We start from the raw sequence: 26318 nt of genomic DNA, 5'->3' as shown, positions 1-26318 counted from the left end.
GCGGCCGGCGCGTGCCGCCGCTGTGGGGCAGTCGCCCTCCCACCGAGAGGAAACACCCGCATGATCCCCTCGTCCCCCGTCCCCTTCGCCACGGTTCTCCCCGGCGAGGACCTCGATCCGCGCCTCGCGGCGTCCCTGCGCCGCCTCCAGCAGGCGGACTACGACGCGGACCCCGTACTGGAGGACGGGGTGACGGGGACCTGGCCGGGCGACTACCCGGGGCGACTGGTCCTGGCCCTCAGCCGCCTGGCCGCCGTCACCGGTGAGCAGCCGCGGCAGTTGCAGGAGCTGGTGGACGCGCTGCCCGGCCGGCTCAACGCCCGGGGACACCTCGGCCCCGTGCACCGCGAGGCCGTCGACGAGCAGCAACTGGCCGGACACGGCTGGCTGGTCTCCGGACTGCTCGCCCACCACCGGCTGACCGGCCAGGACCGCTCGAAGGACCTCGCCCTGGGCATCGTCCGCGGGCTGTTCCTGCCCGCCGCCTCTCGGCTGCCGGACTACCCGCGCCGCCGGCCCGGCGACGACACCGAGGGCGAGGCGTCCGGCACGGTCGTGGGCCGCGAGGGCGGCTGGCTGCTGTCCTCCGACACCTACTGCGTCTTCATCGCCCTGGAGGGCCTGGTGGCCGCGTACGCCGCCACGCGGGACCAGGAACTCGCGGACGCCGTGGAGGCGCTGGCGCTCCTCGTGGACCGGGACGACCCGCTGGCCTCCCGGGCGCAACTGCACGCCACCCTGACCGCGGCCCGCTGCCTGCACGCCTTCCACGAGCTGACCGGCTCGGCCACCGCCCTCGCCACCGCCCGCAGGCTCTACGACCTGTACGGCGCGCACGGCCGCACCGCCCACTACGCGACCTGGAACTGGTTCGGCCGCGCCGACTCCTGGACCGAGCCCTGCGCCGTGACCGACTCGGTGATCCTCGCCCTGGGGCTGTGGCGGACCACGCGTGAGCCGCGCTACCTGGAGGACGCCCACGCGATCGAGCACAACGGCCTCGGCCACGCGCAGAAGCCGGACGGCGGCTTCGGCCTCGACTCCGTCACCGGCCCCGCACAGCCCTGGCTCACCAACGTCCACCCCGACGCCGCGTGGTGCTGCACGATGCGCGGGGCCGTCGGCCTGGCCGAACTCCACGAGCGCGGATACAGCCTGGTCGGTGCGGGTGCGGGTGCGGGTGCGGGTGCGGGTGCGGGTGCGGATGCGGGTGTGCGGGCCCGTCTCGGTGACGGCGCGGGGGAGCGGGGCGCCGTCGACGTGCTGAGTGTCGATCTCTACCACGACGGGGACACCCGCCTCGTCCTGCCCGGCGGCTCCCTGGTGCTCCGGCAGCGGACCACCTGGCCCGTGGGCGGCCGGACCGAGCTGGAGGTGCTGGAGTCCACACTGACCGGTCCGCTGTGCCTCAGCTTCTTCCTGCCGTCGTGGGCCGACCCGCGCCGGGTCACGACGACCGTCAACGGCATTCCGGCAGGAGGGAATTCGGCCCCCGGCCGACTGGTGAAGGTACCCGTGGCGGGGGACCGGTACGCCGTGGAGTTCCCGGTGGGCACGCGGGTCCGTCCGGTGGCGGGGCAGGACGGCCCCGTGTCCTTGTGGCACGGGACGCTGCTGCTGGGCGCCGAGCCGCTGGAGGCCGGTGGGGAAACCGGGGCGGAGGCGGGGCCGGTGCTGCCCTGCGACATCGAGCCGGTGGACCCTGCGTGCGCGCACTACCGGGCGGGTGGTGGCCTGCTCGGGCTGTCCCCCGTCCGTGAGGTCTTCGCCCGCACCGGCGCGGCGGTGAGCGGCTACCGGGCGCGGGTGGTGTTCGACCCCCGATAGTCCGGGGCCAGGTGCCCCACGCGTACGACCAGCCGCTCCGAGAGAATGTAACGTTTCATTACCCACTCTTGGCCTACGCCGGCCGAGGTGGCCCTCGCGGCTGTGCCGGTGAGTGATCCGCCGAGGCGCGGGTGCCGCCGGGCTCTTGCCGATCCGGCAAGCCGAACGCTGATCCCCGAAGGTTTCCGTCACGTTCCGGCCGCCCGTTCCGGCGCGCCGGAAACGCGCCTTGACGACTCCCTGTGCGACTCCCAAGATGGTGAATGCTTTCAAAAAAGGGGACGGACTGCGCCCGCCCGTGGGCCAGGGCACCGGACACCGGTGGATCTCCCCCGGCGCCGCGTCCGTCACCCCGGCCGGGCAGGTGACCGGCCTCCACCGTCATCCACTCAGGACAGCAGGGGTTTTCGCCAGTGGGCACGATCAACGACCCGGGAGCCGGACACTCCGCTCCCGGTCCCCTCTTCCGGCACCACCGCGGGACGAGGGCGGGAACCCGCGCCCGGGACACCGGGCCGGCCAGCCGGTCCGCGCCCGGGGCCGGCGGCGAACCACGCGGGCGGCACCCGCGTGAGCGTCACCGGCCGGTACGGCACACCGTGCCCGCGAGAACGGGCGCCGCGTACACCGGGACGGCCGCCGGAACGCGCCGATGAGCCGGCCGCGAGCGGCCGCCGCCCCCGCGCCCGCCGCCTCGGCCCGGCGTGCCGTGGCGGTGGCCGCGACGACCCAGACCATGGTGGTGCTCGACACCGCCGTCCTCGCGATCGCCCTGCCCTGGATGGCCGGCGATCTGCACATCAGCACCGGCATGCTGCCGTGGGTGATGAACGCCTACGCACTGCCCTTCGCCGGCTGCCTGCTCCTCGGCGGGCGGATCTCCGACCTGTTCGGGTCGGTCACGGCGCTGCGTACCGGGCTGGGCCTGTTCGCCGTGGCGAGCCTCGGCGCGGGACTCGCCCCCTCCCTCGACGTGCTGCTGCTGTGCCGCGGGCTCCAGGGGGTCGGGGGCGCGCTGCTCTCCCCGGCGAGCCTGGCGCTGCTCACCGGCGCCACGGCGGCGGGCACGGAGCGGGAACGCGCCATCGGGGTGTGGAGCATCGCCGCCTCCGTGGGCGCCTCGGCCTCGGCCCTCCTCGGCGGGGTGCTGACGCAGACACTGGGCTGGCGCTGGGTGCTGCTCATCAACGTACTGATCGCTCCCCCTCTCTTCCTCGGCAGCAGGGGGCTCGGGCTGCCGCCCGCCGCGCAGGCCCCGAATCTGCGCCGAAGGTCCCAACTGGACGTCCCGGGAGTCCTGCTGTTCCTCCTGGGCTTCGCGAGCCTCAACCTGGCCGCGACCGCGGACGGCGGCGCGCAGCAGGTGACGCGCAGCGTGCCCGCGGGCGTCGTCGCGGTGGCCGGGCTGACCGCGTTCGTCCTGGTCGAACGGCGGGTGCGGCATCCGCTGCTGCCGCTGCGTCTGCTGCGCAACGGCCACGTCGCGTACACCAACGGCGCGGCCGCCGCGCTGCTGGCCGGTACCGCCGCGACCGGTTACTACTCCACCCTGTACGCGCAGGAGGTCTCCGGGCTCTCCCCGCTGGCGACGGCCGCGTTGATGCTGCCGGCCACGGTCGCCGGGGTCGTCACCGCCCGGCGCATCCCCCGCCTGGTCAGCAGGTGGGGGATACGCTCGTGCCGTACGGCAGGCCCGGTACTGACCGCCGTCGCCCAGCTCGGACTGGCCGTGTGCATGAAGGCGGAGGTGCCCTTCGCGGCGCTGATCCCGCTCCAGTTGGTGCTGGCCGTGGGCAGCAGCATCGCGGTGATCACCCTCACCTCGGCCGCGAGCCGCTCGCTGCCGCCGCACCAGTCGGGCCTCGCGGGCGGACTGATCACCGCCTCGGGGCAGAGCGGTTCCTCGATCGGCCTGGCGGCCCTGACCGGGATCGCCGCCGCGCTCACCGCCACAGCGGGGGCGACGTCGACAGCGGAACGGGCCTCGGCCGTCGTGGACCAGGTGGCCCTCGCCCTTCCCGTGGGAGCCGCGCTCGCCGTCGTCGCGGCGTTCCTCGCACGGCGCATCCCGCTCGTCCCCGTCACGCCCGTCACCTCCGGGCAGCACTCGGCCAGGCCCGACGACTGCGACGCCGCCACCTGAGGAGCCCGGTGCTCAGGGCAGGGGACGACGAAGCCCCTCCCCGTGACCTGCTTGAAACAATTCAACCCTTTCGAAGACGCGGGCCGCCGCGCGCCTCCATGCGCGGCGGCCCGCGCCGGTGTGTGCGGGAGGGCGGGCCGCAAGGGCGCCGAACGCCGGTTTCCGGCCTCTGCGGTGCCGTTCTGCGGGTGTCCGCGGCGTTGCCCCGGGGTTTTCGGCCGAAAACTGTTGACAGTGGCGAAACAATGGCCCATCTTCAGTGAAAGCTTTCATTTATGGGTCGGCCAAGGGTCTGTCAACCACCCCGTACGGCCGAGGAGTCGGCTGTCACCGCCTCCGCGCGGGCACGGTCCCCGGCGCGAGGGCCGGAATGCGCTGCCTGCCCTCCCGGGCCCGTTGGGCGGCGGGTCGCCCGTCAGCGAATCAGAGAGGATCAGCGAGATGGCCACAAGAAGAGGACTCCGGGGGAGACAGTCACTGATGGCGCTGGCCGGCGCGGGACTGCTCACGCTGACCTGCGCGTGCGGCAGCTCCTCCGGAGGCGGGGGCGGCGGCGTCGACGGGAGCAAGATCGTCCTGTCGGTGCAGAACGGTCTGGTCCCGCAGTTCAAGAAGTACGCCGCCGGTTACGAGAAGAAGTTCCCCGGGCGCAAGGTCACGGTCGAGTCCCTGCCCGACGACTCGACCCAGTACGTCCAGCAGCTGTCCACCCAGCGCCTGGGCAACAAGCTCCCCGACGTCCTGATGAACGTCGACTACGCGGCCAACCAGCTCGCCAACGGCAACGTCACGATGGACATGGCGCAGTGGCTCAAGGAGGGCAAGGACGGGCTGAAGGGCAGCGACTTCATCCCGCAGTTCCTCGGCCAGTACCGGCCGGTCAACCACCCCGAGCAGGTGACCGGGCTGCCGGTCAGCGCCGACTCCACGACGCTGTTCTACAACAAGACGCTCTTCAAGCAGGCGGGCGTCACCGAGTACCCCAAGGCCGACTGGACCTGGGACGACCTGTACCGGGTCGCCGAGAAGATCCAGAAGAACTCCGGCGGCAAGTTCGCCGGACTCTTCCCGCCGCTGGGCGTCGGCGACCAGGGGTCCGTCTACAACCCGGTGATCAACGCGTACGGCGGTTACGTCTACAACCCGAAGACGCACAAGTCCGGCATCGGACAGCCCGAGGCGATCAAGGCCTGGACCATGATGCTCGACGCGTTCGGGAAGACGGGCCCCAAGTACGCGGCCGACCCGGGCAGTCTGCCCAAGTTCGACACCCGCCAGTCGGCGATGGCCTTCTCGGTGCGCGCGACGGTGCCCACCATGAAGCAGTCCCTCAAGGACGACTGGGACGTCCAGAGCATGCCGAAGGTCAACGGCAAGGCCACGGTCGGCGGCGGTTCCTACGGTCTGTCGATCGGCAAGACCAGCAAGAACAAGGAAGCGGCCTGGGCGTTCCTGGCCTGGTTCTACAAGAACGACGGCGGCATGAAGCTCGCCCAGGCCACCGGACAGGTCGTCCCGCCGACCGAACAGGGCCTGAGCAAGGGCAGTTGGCGTGAGCTTCCGGCCCCGCCGAAGAACGTCGAGGTGTTCGCGGGCGCCGCCAAGGACGCCTACCTGCTCCCCGCGCTCCCGGCCGCCGCGCAGAAGGTCCTGACGGACAGCATCAAGAAGGCCGTGCAGCAGGTGGAGATCGAGCACCGTTCCGTGGCCGCCGCCTTCCAGGATGCCGAGAAGGCCGTCAACGAGGCTCTGCAGTCGAGTGAGTAGTCGTCGGCGTGTCCCGGGGCGGCCGGCCGCCGGCCGTCCCGGGACACAGCCGCTCGAAGCGGCTGGTGCATACAGAATGGTGCAGTAATGGTTTCGGCATTGGACAAGAAGCCGGTGGAGCGGGAAGCTCCGTCGACCGCCGTGGTCACGCGCCCGCGCAACAGGCAGCGACGCCGTGACGCGCTGGCCGCGGCGATCTTCCTGACCCCCAGCATGGTCGGGTTCGGCCTGTTCGTCATCCTGCCCGCACTCGTCGGGCTGGGACTCAGTTTCTTCAAGTGGGACCTGTTCGGCACTCCGCAGTGGGTGGGCGGCGACAACTTCACGCGCCTGCTCCAGGACTCGGCCATGTGGTCCTCGCTCTGGACCACCGTCGAGTTCGTCGTACTCGGTGTCATCCCCACGATCCTGTGCGGCTTCGTGCTCGCCGTCGTGATCAACAGCCGCATGCGCGGCATCGGGGCCCTGCGCATCCTCTACTTCGCCCCGATGGTGGCCTCCTCGGCGGTCGCCGCGGTGCTGTGGTCCTACATGTACGACCCGCGCTCGGGAGTGGCCAACCGGATCCTCGGCTGGGTGGGGATCGACGGGCCGGCCTGGCTGTCCAGCACCACCTGGGCGCTGCCGGCGATGACCGTGATGATGATCTGGCTCGCGCTGCCCCTCGTGATGATCCTCTACCTCGCGGGCCTGCAACGGATACCGGACGACATCTACGCCGCCGCCGCGCTCGACGGGGCCGGCCGCTGGCGGCAGTTGTGGAGCATCACCTGGCCCAACGTGCGCTCCACCACGATCATGGTGGCGACGCTCCAGGTGATCAACTACATGAGCAACTCCTTCGAGGTCTCGCTGATCATGACCGACGGTGGTCCGCTCGACCACACGCAGACCCTGGCGCTCTACGCGTACAAGACCGCCTTCGGGAACTCGGACATGGGCTACGCCAGTGCGCTCTGCCTGTTCCAGTTGGTGATCATCGGCTTGGCCGTCCTGGTGTTCAAGGTCGGGGCCCGGATATTCAGGAGGTCCGCGTGACCACGAAGACACGGTCGACGGCCGGCCGTTACGCCCTGATCGTCGTATGCGGTCTGATCATGGCGCTGCCGCTCTTCTACCTGCTGTCCGCCTCGCTGATGTCCGCCTCGGACATCCGCTCGTATCCACCGCACCTGGTGCCGCCGCACGTGGTCTGGCACAACTACGTCGAGGCGTACCACTTCCTGTCGGCGCGGGTCATCGCCAACTCGTTCATCTTCAGCATCGGGATCGTCCTCGTCCAGCTGGTCATCGCGGTCCCGGCCGGCTTCGCCCTGGCGAAGATCCCGTTCCGCTGGGCCGGGGTCCTGATGGCGGTGATCGTCATCCCGATGTTCGTGCCGACCAACATGACGCTGATCCCGCTGTACATCATCACCAACCAGATGGGGCTGGTGGGCACGTACCCGGGGATGATCCTCCCCGTCGTCGGGCAGACGGCCTTCGCGATGCTGCTGTTCCGGCAGTTCTTCGGCACCCTGCCCGCGGGGCTGATCGAGGCGGCGAAGCTGGACGGCGCGGGCTGGGGCCGGGTGCTCGTACAGATCGCGCTGCCCCTCGCGAAGCCCGCCCTGGCCGCGTACTGCTCCATCAGTTTCCTCACCGCGTGGAACACCTACATCTGGCCTCAGGTCATCGCCCCGGACCGGGAGCACATGGTGATGACCGTGGCGCTCGCACCGCTGGCCCGGGGGCAGTACAACCTCATGTCGCCGAGCGTCGGCATGGCCGCCGCCGTGATCAGCATGCTGCCCGTGCTGCTGATCTTCGTGCTGTTCCAGCGCTGGTACATCAAGGGGGTCGTGGGGACGGGCACCGAGTAACCCCCACCACCGGGCGCCGGCTCGCTCGGCGCTCCTCCGGTACGGGCCGGGACCCCCCTGGGTCCCGGCCCGTACCCGCGTGTTCAGCGGACGGGAAACTCACGGCCCTTGACGGTCTGGTCGGACAGGTGCAGCCGGAAGTGGCCGAAGGCACCGGAGACCGGGTCCCCGTCCCCGTCCATGCTCAGTTGGAGGTACCGCGTGCGGTTCCCGCGCACCGCGAGCGGCAGCACCATGGGGTGCGGTATCCAGCCGCTGGGATGCGGGGCGTCCAGCGTGCCCAGGAGACGGGCCCGCAGATCGTAGACCCGGTAGTCCGTCCCGCTGCTGGTGAGGACGTACCACCTGCCCCCGATCCGGCTCAGCTTGGTGCCCTCGTAGTACTCGCCGCCGTTGTCGTTCTCGGCCATCAGCACGGGCCGCCGGAAGGCGTCGTCCTCGAACCGGTGGAGTGTCGTCCGGCCGGCGTCGCTGAGCGCCAGCCACCAGCGGCCCTCGATCCGCACCGGGAACGGGTCGATGCCCGCGACCACGGGCCGGGGCGTCAGGACGCTGACTCCGTGGAGCACGTCCGCGCCGCTCGTGGAGTACTCGATCCGCCCGGCGTTGTAGATGTCGTAGTCGCCGAAGGTGACGGAGAAGACCCGGTGGGTGCCGGCCTCCGGGTCGACCACCACGTGCCCCGCGTGGTCGCCCACCACCAGCCCCTCGCGCTCCAGGAAGATCTTCCCGACCTCCTCCAGATCCCCGAAGTCGCGCAGTGACATCCGGAAGACGCCCATGTGACCGGCCGGGATACCGCCCGCGGGGCCGTTGCTGCTGAGGGTGAAGTAGAGCTTGCCGTCCTTGATGTACGGACGCCCGTCCGCAGACGTGACGATGTTGGGGTCCCGGATACCGGCCTGTCCGAAGTAACCGGCCTCGACCCGGCCGAGCACGACCGTCCCGCCGCCCGAGCGGAACCCGACGGTGTTGCGGTACGCGGAGAGCAGCTGCGCACCCGTCTCGGCGGCGGGGGAGAGCACCCGGAAGGTGCGGTCTCCGGCGACCGGCTTCCCGTTCTCGAAGGCGGTGCCGCCGTCGACCTGGTCCGTGCTGCTGGTCCACCACGAGATCTGGCCGGAGGGCTCCGACTGCTCCAGGTAGTACGTGCCCGCCGGCAGCGGCGTGTCCACCGTCAGGTACTGCCAGTTGTTGTCCGGGACGTCCGTGAGCCGCGCACGCGTGACGAGTTCCCCGCCCGGCCCCTCGCGGTACAGCGACAGCGTCACCGCCGCGTCCCGGGTCTGGTGGGTGGGGAACATGCCGCCGACGCTGACGAAGGGCTCCTTCGCGGTGAAGGACTGGCCCTGCGTACCGCCCTTCGGTGTGTCGGAGGCGATGTCGAAGGTGGTGTTGCCCGCGCTGTGGCCCGCTCCGCGCAGGTCCAGCACGGTGCTGAACTCCGCGCCGGTCAGCAGCCGCCAGCCGCTGCCCTCGTCGGCGAGGACACTCGCCCCGGTCCCGGTCACCGCGGTGGCCAGGCGGAACGGCGCCTTGAGGCGCACCGGGACCACTCCGAGCCGCGTGACCCGGCCGGCGACCGTGACGTCCACGCCCACCTCGCCGGGGGCGTCGTCGTACCAGCCCATCAGGTGGTGCCCGGCGTCGCGGGCGAGACCGGTCAGGACGGCGTCGTGCTCGCCCGGACCGCCGGAGAGCGCGCGCACGTCGGCGATCACCGCGGAGTACGGGGCGCGTTGCGCGGTCCTAGAGCGCAACAGGGTGAAGTACGGGTCCGCCCCGCTCGCTCTGAGGGTGCCCCCGCCGGCTTCGACGGCGGCCGGACGCCCGTCGGGATGGAGCTGTTCGTACGCGCCGGTGGTGTCGGTGGTGAAGTGGTCGTCCAGTTCGCGGAACCGGGGGGAGACCACGGAGTAGGGAACCAGTTTCCTGGCCGTGGAGAAGGAGAGGTCGAACGGGGTCAGCGACGGGGCGTCCGGGGCGGGGGCGCCCGCGGCCCCGGCCGTACCCCCGGCAGCCCAGGTCGCGCCGGCGGCCAGGGCGCCGCCGGCGAGGGCCTTGACGACGCCACGCCGCCCGGGCGGCTGCTGCTGCCCCTCGGTGAGTTCCACGGTCATGGACGGACTCCTGCTTCCGGACGGTGCGGGCCTACGGCAACAGTGCGCGCGGGCCCCGCAGATGTGAATGGATTCAGTCGGCTGAGGGGGCCTGATGCCACGGCGGAAACTGGACCCGGGCAGCTTTCTCCCCTCGCCGTTGGCTGCGTCTCCTGTGCCGCGACCGAGTCGATGATTGAAAGGATTCACGCACTATGGCGCGGTGTCCCGTCACGGTCAAGGGATCGCGCGCGGTCGACTCACCTTCGTCCGGGCACACATGAGGTCTCGTCAGCGCGCACGTGTCCGGTTCCCCGCTGTTCCGTCGGAGGTGCCGCCCGGTCCGCCGCGTCCCAGGTCGGCGGATGACGCCGGCCGGCCGGCATCACGCTCCCCGCTCAGTTGCCGCCGAGCCCCTCTTCCGGAGCGCGGAGGAAACGCCTCCGCTGTGCCGGCCGCACGACGAGCACCGGCCCGGCCGCCACCGTGGAGTCGCGCACGGCCAGCCCCTCCGGCACGACCGCTGCCACGAGGCATGCGGGGTGGTGGTCACCGCAGTACGAGCTATTCCACCACTGGATTCCGGGAGCAGACATGGCCTTCCCGGAACGTGCTGCGGATCGGCCCCGTCCGGTCGTGCACGAGCAGGACCCGCGTGACTGGTTGGGCGGCCCGGCGTGCGGGAGGGTCCGGTGAGTGGCGCTGGTGTCGCGCGGACCAGGCCGAGCGGCAGGGCGCGGAGGGCGGGCGGAAGGTGGACGGAGGGCGGGCGGGGAGCGGACGGAGAGCGGCGAAGACCCGTGCCACCGTCCACCGACGGAGAGCGGCGAAGACCCGTGCCACCGTCCACCGACGGAGAGTGGCGAAGCCCCGTGCCACCGTCCACCGACGGAGAGTGGCGAAGCCCCGTGCCACCGTCCACCGTCCGGTCATGACGACAGGAGGGGCCCCAGGTGTGATCCCTGGGGCCCCTCCTGCGTCATCGGTCGCGTCCGCCCCGCCGGGCGGGGGCGAGGCTCAGTAGATGTTGGCCTCGACCTCCGGGCCGTCGCCCCGGGTGCTGTTGATCTGGGCGCGCAGCGAGATCTCGTCGTACACGCGGACCTCCTTGACGATCCTGCCCCCTTGGACCAGGAACTGGGACACGCCCAGTACGGTCACCGGGCGGTCGGTCAGCGGGCCGAAGGCCGGCGTGCCCCGGTAGGTGCCGTGCATCGTCCACAGCACGGCCACCCGCAGACCCGCGTACCGCTCCGAGTAGTTGGTCTGCACGTCCCGGACGGAGAACCGCGCGTCGGGGAACGAGCCGACCAGGGACAGCAGATCGGCCTGGTAGCGCTCGGGGCGGATGACCGTCCGGTCGCCGACGGTGTGCAGGAACAGGTCGCGCACCATGAAGTCGTTGACCTTCTGGAGCCGGCGCTGCGTCCACACCTCGTCGATGAACTCCAGCACCATCTCGCACTCGGGACGGAACTCGTCCGGGCGCGCGCCGCTGACCCCCCGCAGCAGGACGTCCTTCGGCGCCTCCTCGGTCATCGAGCCGCTGTAGCCCTGGAAGCGCAGTGCGCGCGCCGCCTCGGCCGGGTCCACGCCGCGCTGCAGACAGTCCGCGAGTTCGTCCCGGACCACCCACTCCTCGACCATCCGGCCGCGCTGGTAGAGGCAGTTGGCGACTGTCCGCTTGCGAATGCGGATGTTCTGGCCGCCGACCAGGTGTTCGTCCGCGGAGAAGACCAGGTGCGAGCTGAGGAACGCGTCGTCCCCGCGCGCCTCCCACACCACGTCCTCGGCCTGGCCGATGTGCCCGGGCGTGCTGCCCATGCGCATCGTGCTGCCCTCGATGACGCCGTCGCGGCCCACGACCGTGCCCAGACTCGTGTGGACGATCGAGTCCGGCTCGTAGTTGTCGACGATGTAGGAGATGTCGCGGCCGACCCAGATGCGGTCGGTCACCTCGCGGATGAAGTCGTCCGGGTCCTCGTAGGGGGCGTAGGCGACGGGATCGAGGGCCATGGGGATGTCCTTTCTCAGTACTGCTGCGTCAGTGCGCGTGCAAATGCGTATGCGTATGCATCAGATGGTAGGCGGGCGGCCGGTCGGGGGCGTCGCGGGTCCGGTCGGCGGACGACGGGCCCGCGCGTGCTGTTCCGCTCCGTCACCGGGCGAACTTGTCCGCGCCCAGGACGCTGCGGTACGTCTCGGTCATGAAGGTGCTCACCACGACCAGGGCCAGGAGGGCCGCGGCGGCGAGATAGACCCACACGGCGTAGATCGAGTCGAAGCTGTCCACGAGGAGCGCGGCGACGAAGGGCGTGATGCCCATGAAGATGGAGAACGAGCTGTTGTACGCGATGGCGCTCGCGCTGAACCGGCTGCGCGTCGCGAAGAGTTCGGCGGCGCAGACCGTGACGATGCCGGTCAGGAAGAACTCCGGCACGATGTAGATCAACTGGCTGGCGACCGCCGTGGCGAAGGTGCCCTGCTCGCCGACCCGGAAGGCGACGGGGACGAGCACGAGGCACGCGAGGGCCCCCGTGGTCAGCATCGGTTTGCGGCCGATGCGGTCCGAGAGCTTCCCGGCCAGCGGCAGCAGCGGGATGAGGACGGCGATCGAGATCGCGTTCGAGGTCAGGCCCATCCAGCGGGGCAGGCCGAGCGTCCCGGTCAGGTACTCGGGATAGAAGGTGACCCAGCTGTACGACAGGATCGCCGCCATGATCGAGACCCCGCAGTACGCGAGGATCGGCCGCCACTGCGTACGCAGCGCGTCCCGGACCGGGGACTTCACGACCAGGGTGCCGCCCGCCGTGGCACGGACGAACTCCGGGCTCTCCTGGATGTGCTGCCGCAGCCAGATCCCGACCGCGCTCAGCGGCAGGGACAGCAGGAACGGGATGCGCCAGCCCCAGGAGTCGAGGGCCGGCCCCTCGAACAGCCAGCTGGCCAGCGCGGCGGTCCCGGCCCCGGCCAGGATGCCGGCGAAACAGCTGTTGGAGGCGTACGAGGTGTAGTAGGCGCGCCGTTCGGGCTCCGCCCACTCCACGATGAACGCGACCGCCCCGACGTACTCGCCGCCGGACACCATGCCCTGCACGACGCGCAGCAGCAGGAGGAGTAGCGGGGCGAAGATCCCGATCTGCTGGTAGGTGGGAAGGGCGCCGATCAGCGCGGTCGCGACCCCCATGAACACGATGGTCCACAGCAGCGTCTTCTTGCGGCCCACCCGGTCTCCCCAGCGCCCGACCAGGGTCCCGCCCAGGGGACGGAACAGGCAGGCGATGGCGATGATCGCGTACGTGCTCAGCACGGCCACGGTCCCGTCGCTCTCGGGGAAGAAGGCGGGGGCCAGGATCGGGGCCATGTAGCCGTAGAGGCCGTAGTCGAACTGTTCCACGAAGTTTCCGATACTGCCCGCGCCGATGGCTCGGCGTATCGCGATCCGCTTCTCCCGGTCGGCCTCCGGGGTGTCGACGGCCGTGCCGGGGGGCGCTACAGCGGACATGGCTTCTCCGTTCGCGCGATGCTGAGGGATGGGGGGAGAGGAGAGGGGCGGGGCGTGCATACGTATGAACTCCCGCCGAACGTTAGGGAGCCCGGCCGGGGCCGTCAAGAGGTACGGGGAGGGCCTTTTCGCTCTTCACCGCACGGCCCGGAGTCCTGGGCGTGCGGCACCTCCCGGGGGCGCACGCCCGGGAGGTGCCGCACACCGTACGGGTCCCCTCAGGGACGCCCGGGGGGCTCCGGGGACGGGGACGGTGCGGTGAGCGTACGGAAGGTGTCCATGAGGACGTGGGCCATGTTGTAGAGCACGAGGTGCGCGCCCGCCCGCTCGGCGGCCCGCGCCGCGACAGTGCCGGGCACGATCGTCATGACCTTGCGGCCCGCCGCGCGGGTCGCGAGGTGGACCCCCTCGATCAGGCCGGCCACCACCTCCTGCCCCGGGAAGCCGCAGTCCGCCGCGAGGTCGGCGGGGCCCACGAGAACGGCGTCCACCCCCTCCGTGGCGACGATCTCCCCGGCCGCCGCGCAGGCCCGTTCCGTCTCCACCATCACCACCACGAGGGTGTCCTCGGCGGCGGCCAGATGCTCGGACGCGGAGACCGTGCCGAAGCGGCCCGCTCTGCTGTACGTCGCGAAACCCCGCTGCCCGAGCGGCGGATAGTGGTCCGCGGCCACCGCCTCCCGCGCCTGAAGCGCGCTGTCCACGTGCGGGTGGATGATGCCCGCCGCGCCCAGGTCGAGGCAGCGCAGGGCGAGGGAGGGCTCCGCGGTGCCCACCCGCACCAGCACGTCCAGGCCCTGCGCCGCCGCGGCCGTCAGGTGGTGCTGGAGCGCGCCCATGTCGGCCGGCCCGTGCTCGCAGTCGATCACCACGTAGTCGAGGCCCGCGACGCCCGCCATCTCCACCAGCGTCTCCGAGGGCAGCCGCAGCAGAGCGCCGTACAGCCTCTCCCCGTCCGCCAGCCGCCGCTTGAGGGAGCGGCGTTCCCCTCCGGTCGCCGTCACCGTGCCACCATCCCCGCCGAGAGGTCGATGTCCGCCCCGCACAGTCCACGCATCCGCAGCATCGCGCTCACGGCGGCGCCCACCTCCTCCTCCATCACCATGCGCCCGAGCGCCGCACGCGACACGAACGCCTCCTCGGCCTCGGCGTACGTACTGCCGGTCCGCTCCGACTCCAGCCGGAAGTTGCGCTCCATCCGGGGACCGGCCACCGGCCCGGGCGACAGCGAGTTCACCGTGACGCCGAGCGGCCCCACCTCGCCCGCCAGGGTCGTGGTCAGGCCGATCACCGCCATCTTCGAGGCGCAGTACGGAGTGCGGCGCAGCAGCGGCCGCTTCCCCGACACGGAGGCGATGTTGACGACATCCCCCGCGCCGCGCTCCGTCATGGCCGGCAGGAAGGCCCGGCACATCAGGAACACACCGCGCACGTTCACGTCGAAGACCTCGTCCCAGTCCCGCGCCGAGATCTCGGTCAGCGGTGCCACCGGGCCCGCGATGCCCGCGTTGTTGACGAGCACCGAGATCTCCTCGTCCGCGAGACTCGCGGCGAGCGCCTCGACGTCGGAGGGCCGGGACACGTCGCACACCCGGTGGCCGACGTCCGGGCCGAGCAGCGCGGCCGTCTCCTTGAGGGTGCGCTCGTCGCGGCCGGTGATCACGACGCGGGCGCCGTCCGCCAGCAACGCGCGCGCGATGGCCCGGCCCAGACCGCTCCCGCCCCCGCTGACCAGGGCGGTGCGACCGCTCAGTGGAAGCTGCCGGCCGGTGCCGCTCACGCGCCGGCCTCCTCGTTCCACGGCAGGGTGCCGTCGCCGTACTTGGCGGCGCGCACGTCACCGGAGCGGGCGTGCCCCTCGAACAGCTCGACCCGCGCGGCCCGGCCGCACACCTCGCCGAGCAGCGCCGAGGAGGCGGTGTCGGTGACCTCCTGATGGGTGACGGTCTTCAGGTACTTCCCGACCCAGAGGCCGCCCGTGTAGCGCGCGGCGCCCCGGGTGGGCAGCACGTGGTTGGTGCCGATGACCTTGTCGCCGTACGACACGCAGGTGCCCTCGCCGAGGAACAGGGCGCCGTAGTCGCGCATCTTGTCCAGGGCCTGGCGCGGGTTCTCGGTCAGGACCTCGACGTGCTCGCTCGCGTAGGAGTCCGCGACCTCGAACGCCTCGTCGAGCGAGTCGGTCACCACGATCTCGCCGTGGTCGCGCCAGGCGGGCTCGGCGAAGTCCTTCGTGGGCATGCCGGGCAGCAGCCGCTCGATGTGGCGCTCGACCTGTCGGCCCAGCTCCTCGGAGGTGGTGACGAGGACGGCGGGGGAGTCGGGGCCGTGCTCGGCCTGCGAGAGCAGGTCGACGGCCACCACGAACGGGTCTGCGTGCTCGTCGGCGATCACCAGGATCTCCGTCGGCCCCGCGAACAGGTCGATGCCGACCTCGCCGAACAACTGTCGCTTGGCCTCGGCGACGTACGCGTTGCCCGGCCCCGCGATGAGCGGCACCCGGCCGATGGTCTCGGTGCCCAGGGCGAGCGCGGCGACGGCCTGGACCCCGCCGAGCAGGTAGATCTCGTCGGCGCCCGCGAGATGCATCGCGGCGACCGTCGCGGCGGGGATCTCGCCCCGGATCGGCGGGGTGCACGCGGCCACCCGGTCCACCCCCGCCACCTTCGCGGTCACGATCGTCATGTGCGCCGACGCCGTGAGCGGGTAGCGGCCACCCGGCACGTACGCGCCCGCTCCGGTCACCGGGACGTGCCGGTGCCCCAGACGCACTCCGGGCAGCGTCTCGATCTCGACGTCGAGCAGCGAGTCGCGCTGCGCCTGGGCGAAGGTGCGCACCTGCTTTTGGACGAAGCGGATGTCCTCCTGCACGGTGTCCGGCACCCCGGAGACGATCGCGCGGATCTCGTCGGGGCCGAGGCGGAAGGACTCGGGGCTCCAGTTGTCGAACTTCTCGGAGTACTGGCGGACCGCTTCGTCCCCGCGCTCACGGATGTCGTCGAGGATGGCGCGGACGCGGTCGGCCACGTCGGCGCGGCCCGCCCGGACCTGGGCGGAGGGGACGGGGGACTTGAGGTGTCGAGGCATGGCGGCTCTCTTCGGTCGGGGAATGAGTGGGTACGTGAGGGGGTGGTGCGGGGGCCGGGCGGTCGGCTCGCACGGCCTTGGCGAGGTGCGCCGCCCGGTCGCGGGTTCAGGCCACCGGGGGCGCGGCGGAGGAGGGGGCGAGTGGTGCGGCCCCGGCCCGGGCGAGCAGGTCCCGCACCGCTTCGGAGACGGCGTCGGGCCTCTCCCAGGGCAGCAGGTGTCCCGCGCCGTCCACCGCGTGCAGCCGGGCGTCCGGCAGGGCCCGCGCCACGGCCCGGTGGAACTCCGGCGGGCACAGCGCGTCCCGCGTGCCGTGCAGGACGACGCCGGGGCAGCGGGCCCCGCCCAGCGCGTCGAAGGCGTCCGTGCGGGTGGCCTGCGCGGCGAGCTGGGCGCGGGCCGGTCCCCGTCCGACGCGGTGGGCCATCTCGCGGTAGCGCAGCGCCTGTTCGCGTGCCGGCTCCGGCAGCGCGAACATGCCCGGGAGGGTCTGCTCGACGGCCTCCTCGAACCGGTCCGCCGCGATGAGTGCGTCCAGGTCCCGCCAGGCGGTGTACTGCCCGGGGCGGGGCGCGCCCGCGTTCGTCGACATGACGCACAGCCCCGCGATCCGCTCGGGTGCCCGGCGCAGCGCCTCGAAGCCGACGATGGCCCCGAGACTCAGCCCGACCAGCACGAACGGTCCTGACACCACGGACAGCAGATCCTCGGCGAGCGCCCCGAGGTCCGTCTTCGTGAGGGAGAGGTGGTGCACTTCGTGCCCCTCCGGGAACACCACGTCGGACCAGAGGTCCTCGTCGCACAGCATCCCGGGCACCACCACCAGCGGCAGCGGACGGGCCGCCGCCTCCCCGGCGGGGGCGCTCACCAGCGGCGCGCGGAGCGGGGCAGCAGCGCGTACGGGGCGACGTAGCCGTTGTGGTCGACGCCCAGGCCCGCGTCGGCCGCGGCCTTGCCGACCTCCTCGTCCCACTCCAGGCGGACCCGGCCGTCCCCGGAGTTGACCACCAGCAGGTCGCCGCGGGTGTCACCGACGTTGCGCAGGGAGCGCCAGGCGTCCTGCGGGACGGAGAGCATGTCGCGCGGGCCCAGCCGCACCGAGACGGGGTCGGTCCGGTTGAGCGTGACCTCCCACAGGCCGTCCTTGACGATCAGCGTCTGGGTCTCGTGCTGACGGTGCGTGGAGACGCCCTGGCCGGGCTCGGCGCGCATCCAGGCGAGGTTGTGGCCGTGCGGGTTGGTGATCCGCGGTTCCTGGTGCGGGTCCTCGGTCATCCCGTAGCCGATGACCAGGCTCAGCCGCACGCCCCCGCCCGGCAGCGCGCTGTCGAGGAAGGGGTGCTCGGACCACACCAGCGCGTCGGCCGCCGCGATACGGCGCCCCATCTCCTCGGGGGTGTAGTGGCGCAGCCGGTCGATGTGCTCCTGGCTCATCGGCGTGGTCAGTTCGGCGCCGGCCGGGATCTCGTCCCCGGCGACCGTGTCGATCAGCTCGTTGTCGGCGGTCAGGTACAGGCCGTGGCCCTCCGCCTCGCGCAGGACCGAGGGGCCCCAGATGATGCCGCCGGTGTCGTCCATGCCGAGCACGGTGAACATCCAGCCGTCGTCCGGTCCGGTGTTCGTGAAGCCGCGGAAGATCCATGTCGGCACGGACGCGATGTCCCCGGCCCTGAGCAGCAGCTCGCCCTCGGAGCCGTCGGCGCCCCAGCGCAGCAGGTACTCGCCCTCGGTGCACACGAACACCTCGGCGGTGTAGTGCAGGTGGAGGTTGTTGGTGATGCCGTGCGGCATGGCGGCGGCGCCGATGTTGTAGCCGTGCGGCAGGCGGAGGTTGACGTGCTGACCGGCGGACTGGGAGACGCCGGGACCGATCATCGCGTAGTTCTCCTTCCGGTCCGAGCCCGGCGTACGGCAGTCGATGAACGCCTGGTTGCAGGAGACGAAGTCGCTGCGGCGGACCGTGCGACGCCCCAGCTCCTCGGTGGACACGACGACATCGGGCATGACTGCTCCCTCGCTTGGAATACGTATGCATACCCATGACAGGCCCTCGCGCCGCCAATGTCAAGGGTGCGTGGGGAACCGGGGCTGGGCGTATGCTGCGGGGAATTCGGTCGCCGGCGCGAGGGGTGCGCCGAACGATCGGGGTCTCTCGCCGGGAGCGGTCGACACGGGTTCCGTCCGGTCGACTTCGGGTCGGCCTCGCCTCGGTGCGGGGGAGGTTCCTCGCCGGTGCGCCTCGGTCGTCCGGGTCGCGGCCTCCACTGCCGGAACGCCGCGTGCCCACCTATAGTGAGACGTACATACGTATGGTGAAGGCAGTCGAGGCCGGTGCGGCACGCCGGGCGGGGAGCGGAGGGCCGATGGCGATCACGAGTCACGACGTGGCGAGGCTGGCGGGCGTGTCCCAGCCCACGGTCTCCCGGGCCCTGCGGGACGATCCGAGGGTCTCGGCGGCGACCCGCGAGAAGGTCAGACAGGCCGCGGCGGCGCTGAACTACGTGCCCAGCGAGGCCGGGCGGACCCTGTCGACCCGCTCCACGCGCCGTGTCGGGGTCATCGTCACCGACCTGACGAACCCCTTCTACCCCCATGTCGTCGCGCCGCTGCACGACGAACTCCAGCACCTGGGCTACCGGATGATGCTCATCACCGAGCGCTCCGACGAGGCGGTCGCCGAGGAGACCCTGCTCGACCAGTCCCTGGACGGCGTGGTCCTCGCGACCGCGACCACCGAGTCCCGGCTCCCCGCCCAGCTGGACCGCAGGGGCATCCCGTACGTGTTCCTCAACCGCGACACCGGCGGTCGCGGCGAGTACGCCTCGGTCGTCGACAACGAGGGCGGCGGGCGCCTGGTCGCCGAGGTGCTCGTCGGTCTCGGGCACCGCCGGATCGCCGGCGTGTTCGGCGCGGCCAACACGACGACCGGCCGGGAGCGGGAACTCGGCTTCCGGCTGGCCCTGGCGGAGTCCGGGATCGGCCTCCAGGAGGACCGCGTGGCGCGCGGCGCCTTCGAGTACGAGACGGGCTACGAGGCGCTGCCCTTCCTGCTGGAGGCGGCGCGGGCGCCCACCGCGGTGTTCTGCGGCAACGACGTCGTCGCCATCGGTGTCCTGAACGCCGCCCTGGCCGCCGGACTGCGGGTGCCCGAGGACCTCAGCGTGATCGGCTTCGACGATCTCCCGATGGCCGCCTGGGAGGTGTTCCGGCTGACCACGGTCCGCCACGACCTCGCGGAACTCTCGCGGCAGGCGGCCCGCCTGCTGGTGCGGCGCATCGGCGGTGAGGCCGACCCGGCCGGGGAACGCCTCGTGCTGCCCACCGCGTTCGTGCCCCGGGCCACGCACGCCCGCCCCTCCTGAGCCTCAGTGGGCGGCCGGGGAGGACTCGGTGACCGTACCGGGTCGCGCGGGCGGCGTGGCGGCGGCGCCGTTGTCCGTCAGGGGAGAGCCGTCGAAGGCGCCCTCCGCTTCCGGCCGCCGGTCCCCGTCCCGGCGCTGGCGCAGAACGCCGACGCCGACGAGGATCGCGGCGAGCCCGAGGGACAGCCACAGTTCGAGCCGGTGGCCGGGCAGCACCGCCATGAGGACCAGCACCCCCGCGATGAAGGCGATCGTCGCGAGCGTGAGGTAGGGGAAGCCCCACATGCGCACCTCGGAGGGCTGCTGCTCCTTGCGGCGGGTGGCGTACTGGGTGATCGCGATGACCATGTACATCATCAGGGCGATCGCGCCGCTGGAGGCGATGAGGTACGTGAAGACGCTCGGCAGCAGGTAGTTGGCGATCACCGCCGCGATGCCGATGACGGTGGAGGCCACGACCGCGTTGCGCGGCACCCCGCTCGTGGAGGTCGCGGCCAGGGCCCGCGGGGCGTCTTTGCGCCGGGCGAGCGAGAAGGCCATGCGGGAGGCGGTGTAGACGGCCGAGTTGAGGCAGCTGCTGACCGCCACGATCAGGACCACGTCCATGATCCGCCCGGCGCCCGGGATGTTCATGCGGTCGAGGACGGCCTGGTAGGAACCCTCGGACAGTCCGTCGGCGTTCCACGGGACGAGGCTGACCACGAAGAAGATCGAGCCGATGTAGAACAGGCCCAGACGCCATACGACGGCGCGCACGGCCTTCTTGATGTTCTTCCTCGGCTCCGCGGACTCGGCGGCGGCGATCGTCACGATCTCGCTGCCCTGGAAGCTGAACATCGCGGTGAGCAGCCCGGCCAGGACGGCCACCCCGCCCTTCGGTGCGAAGCCGCCGTGGCTCCACAGGTTCGACACCCCGTGGGCGTCGGAACCGGGCAGCAGGCCGAACACGGCGAGGGCGCCGAGGACCAGGAAGGCGACGATCGCGACGACCTTCAGCAGCGCGAACCAGTACTCGAACTCCCCGTAGTTGCGCACCGAGAGCAGATTGCTGCCCGCCAGCAGCAGGATCATGACGAGCGCCGGGATCCAGCTCGGCACCGAGGTCAGGCCGGCGATCACCTCGCCCGCCGCGATGGCCTCGATGGGGATCACGAGAATGTAGAACCACCAGTACAGCCAGCCGATGGAGAAGCCCGCCCAGCGGCCCAGCGCCCGGTCCGCGTACGTGGAGAAGGAGCCGGTGTCCGGGTTGGCCACGGCCATCTCGCCGAGCATCTGCATGACGAGCACCACGAGCGCCGCGGCCAGCAGGAACGAGATGAGGACGGCCGGACCCGCGGCCGCGACCGCGGTCGAGGAGCCGACGAACAGACCGGCCCCGATCACACCGCCGATCGAGATCATCGTGATCTGGCGCCCCTTGAGGCCCTGAGTGAGTGCGGGACCCCGCTTCTCGGACGGCGCGGGGCCGGTCCCCTCGGACGGCGCGGGAGCGGACGGACGGTGGTGCATGGGTGATCCTCGGGGAACTGGGGGCGCGGGGGCCCCTGCTGGAGGACGGCGGCGGTAGGCGATGGTCTCTCGGGCGGTCGGGACGAGGCCGGGTGGGGGTGGAGCTCCGGGCCCGCGCGTCCCGTGACCCGGCGGTGGAGGCCGGAGGGAGACGCGCCGGAGGCCGGGGCTCTTGACGCGGCCCCCGGCGTCCCCCCGGTTCCCCCGCCCCCGCGTGGCCGACGCGGGGGCGGGGGAGGTACGGGGGGAGGCGGGTTGCTCAGAGCTGCGCGCGCAGCGCCTCGGGGATGTCGTCGAAGGCGCCCGAGTCGCGGCCGATGCGGTCGATCCGGACGGTCGCGGTCGCCCCGTGGGCGGCGAGGCCCTCGAAGGCGGAGATGCGCTCGACGGCGGGTGCGAGCGAGGCGGTGCCTTCCTTGGCCGCCCGCTGGTACGTCAGCGGCTTGAGGAAGCGCGAGACCGACAGGCCCGCGTTGTAGCGCGCGGTCTTGCCCGTCGGCAGCACGTGGTTGGTGCCCGCGATGCCCTTGTCGGAGTAGGCGACCGTGGACCAGGGGCCGATGAAGAGCGAACCGTAGTTGGAGAGGTTCTCCAGGTAGTAGTCGTCGTCCTCGGTCTGGATCTCCAGGTGCTCGGGGCCCAGGACGTCGCACACCGCGATGGCCTCGTCGCGGTCGCGGACCACGATGACCGAGCCGAAGTCGCGCCAGGCGGGACCGGCGATGTCCCGGGTGGCGAGGGTCTCCAGCTGCCGGTCCATCTCGGCGACGACCGCGCGGCCCAGCGTCTCGGAGGTGGTGATGAGGGCGGCGGGGGAGTTCGGGCCGTGCTCCGCCTGGCCGAGCAGGTCGGCTGCCACCCACACCGGGTCGGCGCTGTCGTCGGCCAGGACGGCCACCTCGGAGGGGCCGGCCAGCAGGTCGATCCCGACCTGCCCGAACAGCTGCCGCTTGGCCTCCGTCACGAAGGCGTTTCCGGCGCCGACCAGCATGTCGACCGGGGCCTCGCCCAGCAGGCCGAAGGCCATCGCGCCGAGCGCCTGGACCCCGCCGACGGCGAAGACGCGGTCGGCCCGGGAGAGGTAGGCGCCGTACAGGACGGCCGGGTGGGCGCCGTGCTCGCCCGACGGGGGAGTGCACGCCACCACGGTCGGGACGCCGGCCGTCTTGGCGACGTTCACCGTCATGAACGCGCTGGCCAGCAGCGGGAAGCGGCCCGCGGGGAGGTAGGCGCCGACCCGGGAGACCGGGACGTAGCGCTGCCCGCCCCGTACGCCGGGGGCGAGTTCGATCTCGAAGTCGGTCAGGTGCTCGCGCTGCGCGGAGGCGAACCGGTGGGTGCGCTCGTAGCCCATCTCCAGGGCGGTACGGACGTCGGCGGGCAGCGCGTCGCCGGACTTCTTGAGTTCCGCGGCCCCGATCTCCAGCTCGCCGGACCAGCCGTCGAGCTCCTGGGCGTAGGCGCGCACCGCGTCCAGGCCCTTGTGCTCGATCTCCTTCAGCATCTGCGACACCCGCTCGACCACCTTCGGGTCGCGCTGGGCGGGAGGGCCGTCGACGGCGGGCTTCTTCAGCCACTGGAGGGGGGCGAGGGACTGTGCTTCGTCGTGCGTGATCTGCATACCCGGGACGGTAGACGTGACGCTTCCACAGGACTAGAGGGGCGATTCCTGCACGATCCACAGGGTTTTCCTGTGCCGTGGTCTTTGGCGCGTGGATCAGCTCAGCAGGCCGTTGCTGATCTCCCTGATGGTGTCCTCGGCGAGCCGGGCGAGTTCCCGGGTGGCGCGGGAGAGCGGATACCCCCGGCGTCTGACCAGCGCGATCGTGTCGTACAGCGGTTCGGCGAAGGGGGCGGTGCGCAGACCTGCGGGGAAGGAGGGGCTGGAGATCACCGCCCGGCTGGCGATCGTGTCGCCGACCCCGGCCGCCGCCAGCTTCAGCGCGGCCTCGACGTGTTCGAGTTCGATGAGCGGGTCGATCCTGACCCCGGCGAGCTGGGCCCGCTCGGCGATCTGCCGCCGGGTGGGGTCCTTCCAGCCGTAGTGCGCGTCGTACAGCACGAGAGGGGCCCGCGCGAAGTCCTCGATGCTCACCGGGGTGCGGGTGCGCTCCTCGCTCGCGCTGACGTAGTACACCTCGTCGCGCATGAGCGGGGAGACGGACAGCCCCTCCTGGTCGATCGGCAGGATCACCAGGCCCGCCTCGATGTCCCCGGACGCCACGGCGAGGGCGGTCTCCGCCGAGTTCTGCCCCACGAGCCGCACCCGGACGGCCGGGTAACGGGCGTGGAACATCTGCACGAGGTTGGCCAGCAGGTAGTAGTCGGCGTTGCGCAGCACCCCGAAGGTCGCGGTGCCGCCGCCCAGCGAACCGAGGGAGTGCACCGCGCGGGCCCCGCTGTCGGCCGCCTCCACGGACTCCTGCGCGTACGGCAGGAGTTCCTGCCCCGCCGAGGTCAGCGTGAGCGTCCGGCTGCCGCGGACGAACAGGTCGGCGTCCAGCTCCGTCTCCAGGCGCCGCACCAGCTCCGAGGCGGAGGCCTGGGCGATGTCCATGGCCCGTGCGGCGGCCGTGAACGACCCGAGCCGCTCCGCCTCGACGAAGGCCCGCAACTGGTTCAGCGTCATGCCGTACCGCCTCCGTGCGCGCCGTCGTGCGCGTGGCGGGAACGGTTCCCGGCGCCCGCCCGAGCGGCGGACGCGGGACCGGGGGCGGCCGGGCAGGTGGTGGTGGGGTGCATGCCTGCACCTTAAGGAGAAGGCCCGCCGTGGCGGTGTGCGGGCCCGCCGGGCCCGCACACCTCGTTCAGGCCCCGGTGTCCTGCCCGCCGCCCGGACCCGGCACGACCGCCACCATGTCGATCTCCACCAGGATGTCCATGAGGTCGGAGCCGACGGTGGTGCGGACCGGGCGCGGCTCACCGAAGAACGCGCGGTACGCCGCGTCGAAGTCCGCGAAGTCCCGGTGCAGGTGCTGGAGATGGACGGTGACCTTGACGACGTCGTCCAGGCTCGCCCCACCGGCGTGCAGGACGGCGCTCACGTTGCGCAGGACCTGTGCGGTCTGCTCGCCCACGGTGTCGGCGACCAGCCCCGTGTCCGGGTCCTGCGGCCCGAAGCCGGAGGTGAAGAGGTAGGGGCCGGCGAGGAGCCCCTGGCTGTAGGCGCCCGCCGGATCGGGGGCCCGCGAAGTGGTGACCTGGCGCGGCCGCTCGTGGTTCATCGGGTCAGGTCCCCCTCGCGCGCGTTGACCTCGGCGTAGTGGCGCAGCTTGTCCTCGTCGACGGTGACCCCGAGGCCGGGCCCCGTGGGCACACGCAGGCTGCCGTCCTGGAGGGTGAGCGGTTCGATGATGTCGTCGGCGTGCAGGTAGTACATCGAATCGATGGCCCGGGAGAGCACCGGCGTGGACGCCACCACGGCCAGGTGCGCGGCGGTCGCGATGCCGAGTTCGCCGCCGCTGTGCAGGTTCATCCCGAGCCCGAAGGTCTCGCAGTGCGCCGCCAGGTTCTTGGTGGCCGCGATGCCGCCCCACTTGTAGACGTCCCCGTGGATCACGTCGACCGCGCCGAGGCGCACCGCCGGGGCGAACTCCTCGAACCGTACGACGCACATGTTGGTGCACAGCGGGATGCGGACCTTCGCGCGGACCTGGCTCATGCCCTCGATTCCGACGCAGGGGTCCTCCAGGTACTCCAGGTCCAGCTCCTCCAGGGCTATCCCGGCGCGCACCGAGTCGGGCACCGACCAGGCCGCGTTGGGGTCGACCCGCAGGTCCACCTCGGGCAGGGCGGTGCGCAGGGCGCGCAGGATCGCGACGTCGCCGCCCACGTCCTTGGTGCCCTTGAGCTTGACCGCCCGGAAACCGCCCTCGTCGACGACCCGCACGGTGTGCTCGGCGAGGGCCCGCGGCAGGTCCTTCGGCGCCGCCCCGGGGGCGTCGGCGCGGGTGACGAGGGCGGTCAGCGGGACCTCCTCGCGGACCGGGCCGCCCAGCAGGTCGGTCACGGACTGTCCGGTGGCCTTGCCGATGACGTCCCAGCACGCGACGTCGAGCGCGGCGAGGGCCGCGTAGCCGAGGTAGCCGTAGAAGAACGGCACCATGTGCTGCTTGCGGTGGAAGGCCTCCAGCGCGAAGGGGCTCGTGCCGATGAGGTCCTCGGCGAGATTCCTGACGATCGCCGCGACGGGCCGGCCCCACATCGTCTCGCCCCAGCCCTCGACGCCGGAGTCGGTACGGATGCGGACCACGGTCCTGGTCTCGCCGGTCTTCGTCTCGAAGGAGCTGGTGAAGGGGTTGACGAGGGGGAGGTTGACGACGTGGACGTCGATGTCGGTGATCTTCATGCTGTTCCTCGGCCGGAGCGGGTGGCGGTGTCGAAGGCGTGCAGGGCGCGGGCGAGCCCCCGGGCGCGGTCGTCGAGCAGTCGGTGACCGGCGGCGGCGCTCGCGGTGGAGGCGTCGTCGGTGGCACCGCCGACGCGCTCCCACTCGCCGTGCCGCTCGACGGTCAGCCCCGGGTACGGGGGCCGGTCGAACAGCGGCGGCGGTCGCACGGGCTCGCGCGCGGGGACCGGGGTGCGGACGAGGGCGGGGTGGGCGGCGAGCATGAGGGAGGTCTCGAACCAGCCCGCGTGGCCCGGGGTGACGTCCGGGCGCTCCCCGCCCGCGTCACCGCCGGTCACGCTCCAGTACGAGCAGGCGGCGGCACTCACCTCGTGGCGCAGCGCGAACGCCTTCACGGCGAGCCGCATGATCTCGTCGTTGCCGCCGTGCCCGTTGACGACCAGGACCCGCCGGTGACCGCAGGCCGCGAGGGAGTCGAGCAGCTCGCCGAGCACCGCCGACAGCGTGGCCGGGGACAGGGTCAGCGCGGCGGCGAACAGGTGGTGGGGGCTGTGCCCGTACGGCAGCGTCGGCAGGCGCACCACCCGCGGACCTGGTCCGCCCTGACTCTCCTCGCCGTTCGCCAGGAGGTCCAGGGCCCGGTCCACCACCGCCTCGGCCAGGAGGGTGTCGGTGCCCAGGGGCAGGTGCTCCGCGTGCTGCTCCTGGGAGCCGATGGGCAGCAGCGCGATCGCCTCGGGGGCCGCCTGCCGGGTCTCGCGCCAGGTGGACTCCGTGAGCTCGTGGTGACTCATGCGGCTGTCTCC

The 26318-nt window shown here is 72.0% G+C and carries 21 protein-coding genes; 6 read left to right on the top strand and 15 right to left on the bottom strand.

Annotated features, from left to right (window positions below; translation table 11 throughout):
- Positions 1-60: 60 nt before the first annotated feature.
- The 5 genes from AB0J21_RS01215 (at position 61) to AB0J21_RS01195 (ending at position 7599) form a co-directional block, all read left to right on the top strand.
- On the top strand, positions 61-1827 hold the full coding sequence (locus tag AB0J21_RS01215) for a hypothetical protein (RefSeq protein ID WP_363143653.1): 1767 nt from the start codon (positions 61-63) through the stop codon (positions 1825-1827).
- 652 nt (positions 1828-2479) lie between these two features.
- A complete protein-coding gene (locus tag AB0J21_RS01210; RefSeq protein ID WP_363143652.1) occupies positions 2480-3970 on the top strand; it encodes an MFS transporter in 1491 nt (496 codons plus the stop codon).
- Positions 3971-4450: 480 nt separating this feature from the next.
- Positions 4451-5737 (top strand): sugar ABC transporter substrate-binding protein, encoded by a 1287-nt coding sequence (locus AB0J21_RS01205; protein ID WP_363143651.1) that lies wholly within the window; start codon positions 4451-4453, stop codon positions 5735-5737.
- A gap of 87 nt (positions 5738-5824) precedes the next feature.
- On the top strand, positions 5825-6775 hold the full coding sequence (locus AB0J21_RS01200) for a sugar ABC transporter permease (RefSeq protein WP_363143650.1): 951 nt from the start codon (positions 5825-5827) through the stop codon (positions 6773-6775).
- A complete protein-coding gene (locus AB0J21_RS01195; RefSeq protein ID WP_363143649.1) occupies positions 6772-7599 on the top strand; it encodes a carbohydrate ABC transporter permease in 828 nt (275 codons plus the stop codon). Before AB0J21_RS01200 ends, AB0J21_RS01195 begins: the two co-directional genes overlap by 4 nt.
- A gap of 83 nt (positions 7600-7682) precedes the next feature.
- Here the strand turns inward: AB0J21_RS01195 and AB0J21_RS01190 are convergent, their stop codons facing one another.
- The 9 genes from AB0J21_RS01190 to AB0J21_RS01150 form a co-directional block, all read right to left on the bottom strand.
- Positions 7683-9719: a hypothetical protein gene (locus AB0J21_RS01190; RefSeq protein ID WP_363143648.1), complete on the bottom strand. Its 2037-nt coding sequence runs from the start codon at positions 9717-9719 to the stop codon at positions 7683-7685.
- Positions 9720-10096: 377 nt separating this feature from the next.
- Complete coding sequence (locus AB0J21_RS01185) at positions 10097-10294, bottom strand: DUF397 domain-containing protein (RefSeq protein WP_363143647.1); 198 nt, start codon at positions 10292-10294, stop codon at positions 10097-10099.
- Between the two features lie 421 nt (positions 10295-10715).
- On the bottom strand, positions 10716-11714 hold the full coding sequence (locus tag AB0J21_RS01180; RefSeq protein ID WP_363143646.1) for an ester cyclase: 999 nt from the start codon (positions 11712-11714) through the stop codon (positions 10716-10718).
- A 142-nt stretch (positions 11715-11856) separates the two neighbouring features.
- Positions 11857-13203, bottom strand: coding sequence for an MFS transporter (locus tag AB0J21_RS01175; RefSeq protein ID WP_363143645.1), 1347 nt, complete (start codon positions 13201-13203; stop codon positions 11857-11859).
- A 218-nt stretch (positions 13204-13421) separates the two neighbouring features.
- Positions 13422-14207, bottom strand: a complete 786-nt coding sequence (locus AB0J21_RS01170) for an aldolase/citrate lyase family protein (RefSeq protein WP_363143644.1) — start codon at positions 14205-14207, stop codon at positions 13422-13424.
- The gene (locus AB0J21_RS01165; RefSeq protein ID WP_363143643.1) at positions 14204-14983 is read right to left on the bottom strand and encodes an SDR family oxidoreductase; all 780 of its coding nucleotides are present in this window, start codon (positions 14981-14983) and stop codon (positions 14204-14206) included. Before AB0J21_RS01165 ends, AB0J21_RS01170 begins: the two co-directional genes overlap by 4 nt.
- Positions 14980-16290 carry a histidinol dehydrogenase gene (hisD, locus tag AB0J21_RS01160; RefSeq protein WP_363143642.1) on the bottom strand — a complete coding sequence of 437 codons (1311 nt, stop codon included), beginning with the start codon at positions 16288-16290 and terminating at the stop codon, positions 14980-14982. The genes AB0J21_RS01165 and hisD (AB0J21_RS01160) overlap by 4 nt, the downstream gene beginning before the upstream one ends.
- A 106-nt stretch (positions 16291-16396) precedes the next feature.
- Complete coding sequence (locus AB0J21_RS01155) at positions 16397-17158, bottom strand: alpha/beta fold hydrolase (RefSeq protein ID WP_363143641.1); 762 nt, start codon at positions 17156-17158, stop codon at positions 16397-16399.
- Positions 17155-18294, bottom strand: coding sequence for a hypothetical protein (locus AB0J21_RS01150; protein ID WP_363143640.1), 1140 nt, complete (start codon positions 18292-18294; stop codon positions 17155-17157). The genes AB0J21_RS01155 and AB0J21_RS01150 overlap by 4 nt, the downstream gene beginning before the upstream one ends.
- 359 nt (positions 18295-18653) lie before the next feature.
- Here AB0J21_RS01150 and AB0J21_RS01145 point away from each other — a divergent pair, with 359 nt between their 5' ends.
- Positions 18654-19652: a LacI family DNA-binding transcriptional regulator gene (locus AB0J21_RS01145; protein ID WP_363143639.1), complete on the top strand. Its 999-nt coding sequence runs from the start codon at positions 18654-18656 to the stop codon at positions 19650-19652.
- A 3-nt stretch (positions 19653-19655) separates the two neighbouring features.
- Here the strand turns inward: AB0J21_RS01145 and AB0J21_RS01140 are convergent, their stop codons facing one another.
- The 6 genes from AB0J21_RS01140 to AB0J21_RS01115 all read right to left on the bottom strand — a co-directional run bounded on the left by AB0J21_RS01140 (position 19656) and on the right by AB0J21_RS01115 (position 26306).
- The gene (locus AB0J21_RS01140; RefSeq protein ID WP_363143638.1) at positions 19656-21164 is read right to left on the bottom strand and encodes an amino acid permease; all 1509 of its coding nucleotides are present in this window, start codon (positions 21162-21164) and stop codon (positions 19656-19658) included.
- A 259-nt stretch (positions 21165-21423) separates the two neighbouring features.
- A complete protein-coding gene (hisD, locus tag AB0J21_RS01135; RefSeq protein WP_363143637.1) occupies positions 21424-22785 on the bottom strand; it encodes a histidinol dehydrogenase in 1362 nt (453 codons plus the stop codon).
- A 96-nt stretch (positions 22786-22881) separates the two neighbouring features.
- Positions 22882-23793 (bottom strand): LysR family transcriptional regulator, encoded by a 912-nt coding sequence (locus AB0J21_RS01130; RefSeq protein WP_363143636.1) that lies wholly within the window; start codon positions 23791-23793, stop codon positions 22882-22884.
- Positions 23794-23971: 178 nt separating this feature from the next.
- The gene (locus AB0J21_RS01125; RefSeq protein WP_363143635.1) at positions 23972-24388 is read right to left on the bottom strand and encodes a Rid family hydrolase; all 417 of its coding nucleotides are present in this window, start codon (positions 24386-24388) and stop codon (positions 23972-23974) included.
- Positions 24385-25512, bottom strand: a complete 1128-nt coding sequence (locus AB0J21_RS01120) for an enolase C-terminal domain-like protein (protein WP_363143634.1) — start codon at positions 25510-25512, stop codon at positions 24385-24387. Before AB0J21_RS01120 ends, AB0J21_RS01125 begins: the two co-directional genes overlap by 4 nt.
- Positions 25509-26306: a creatininase family protein gene (locus tag AB0J21_RS01115; protein ID WP_363143633.1), complete on the bottom strand. Its 798-nt coding sequence runs from the start codon at positions 26304-26306 to the stop codon at positions 25509-25511. The genes AB0J21_RS01120 and AB0J21_RS01115 overlap by 4 nt, the downstream gene beginning before the upstream one ends.
- Positions 26307-26318: the final 12 nt, after the last annotated feature.

The sequence above is a fragment of the Streptomyces sp. NPDC049954 genome (assembly GCF_040656295.1).
GTDB lineage: Bacteria > Actinomycetota > Actinomycetes > Streptomycetales > Streptomycetaceae > Streptomyces.
This window is presented reverse-complemented; position numbering and strand designations above follow the sequence as displayed.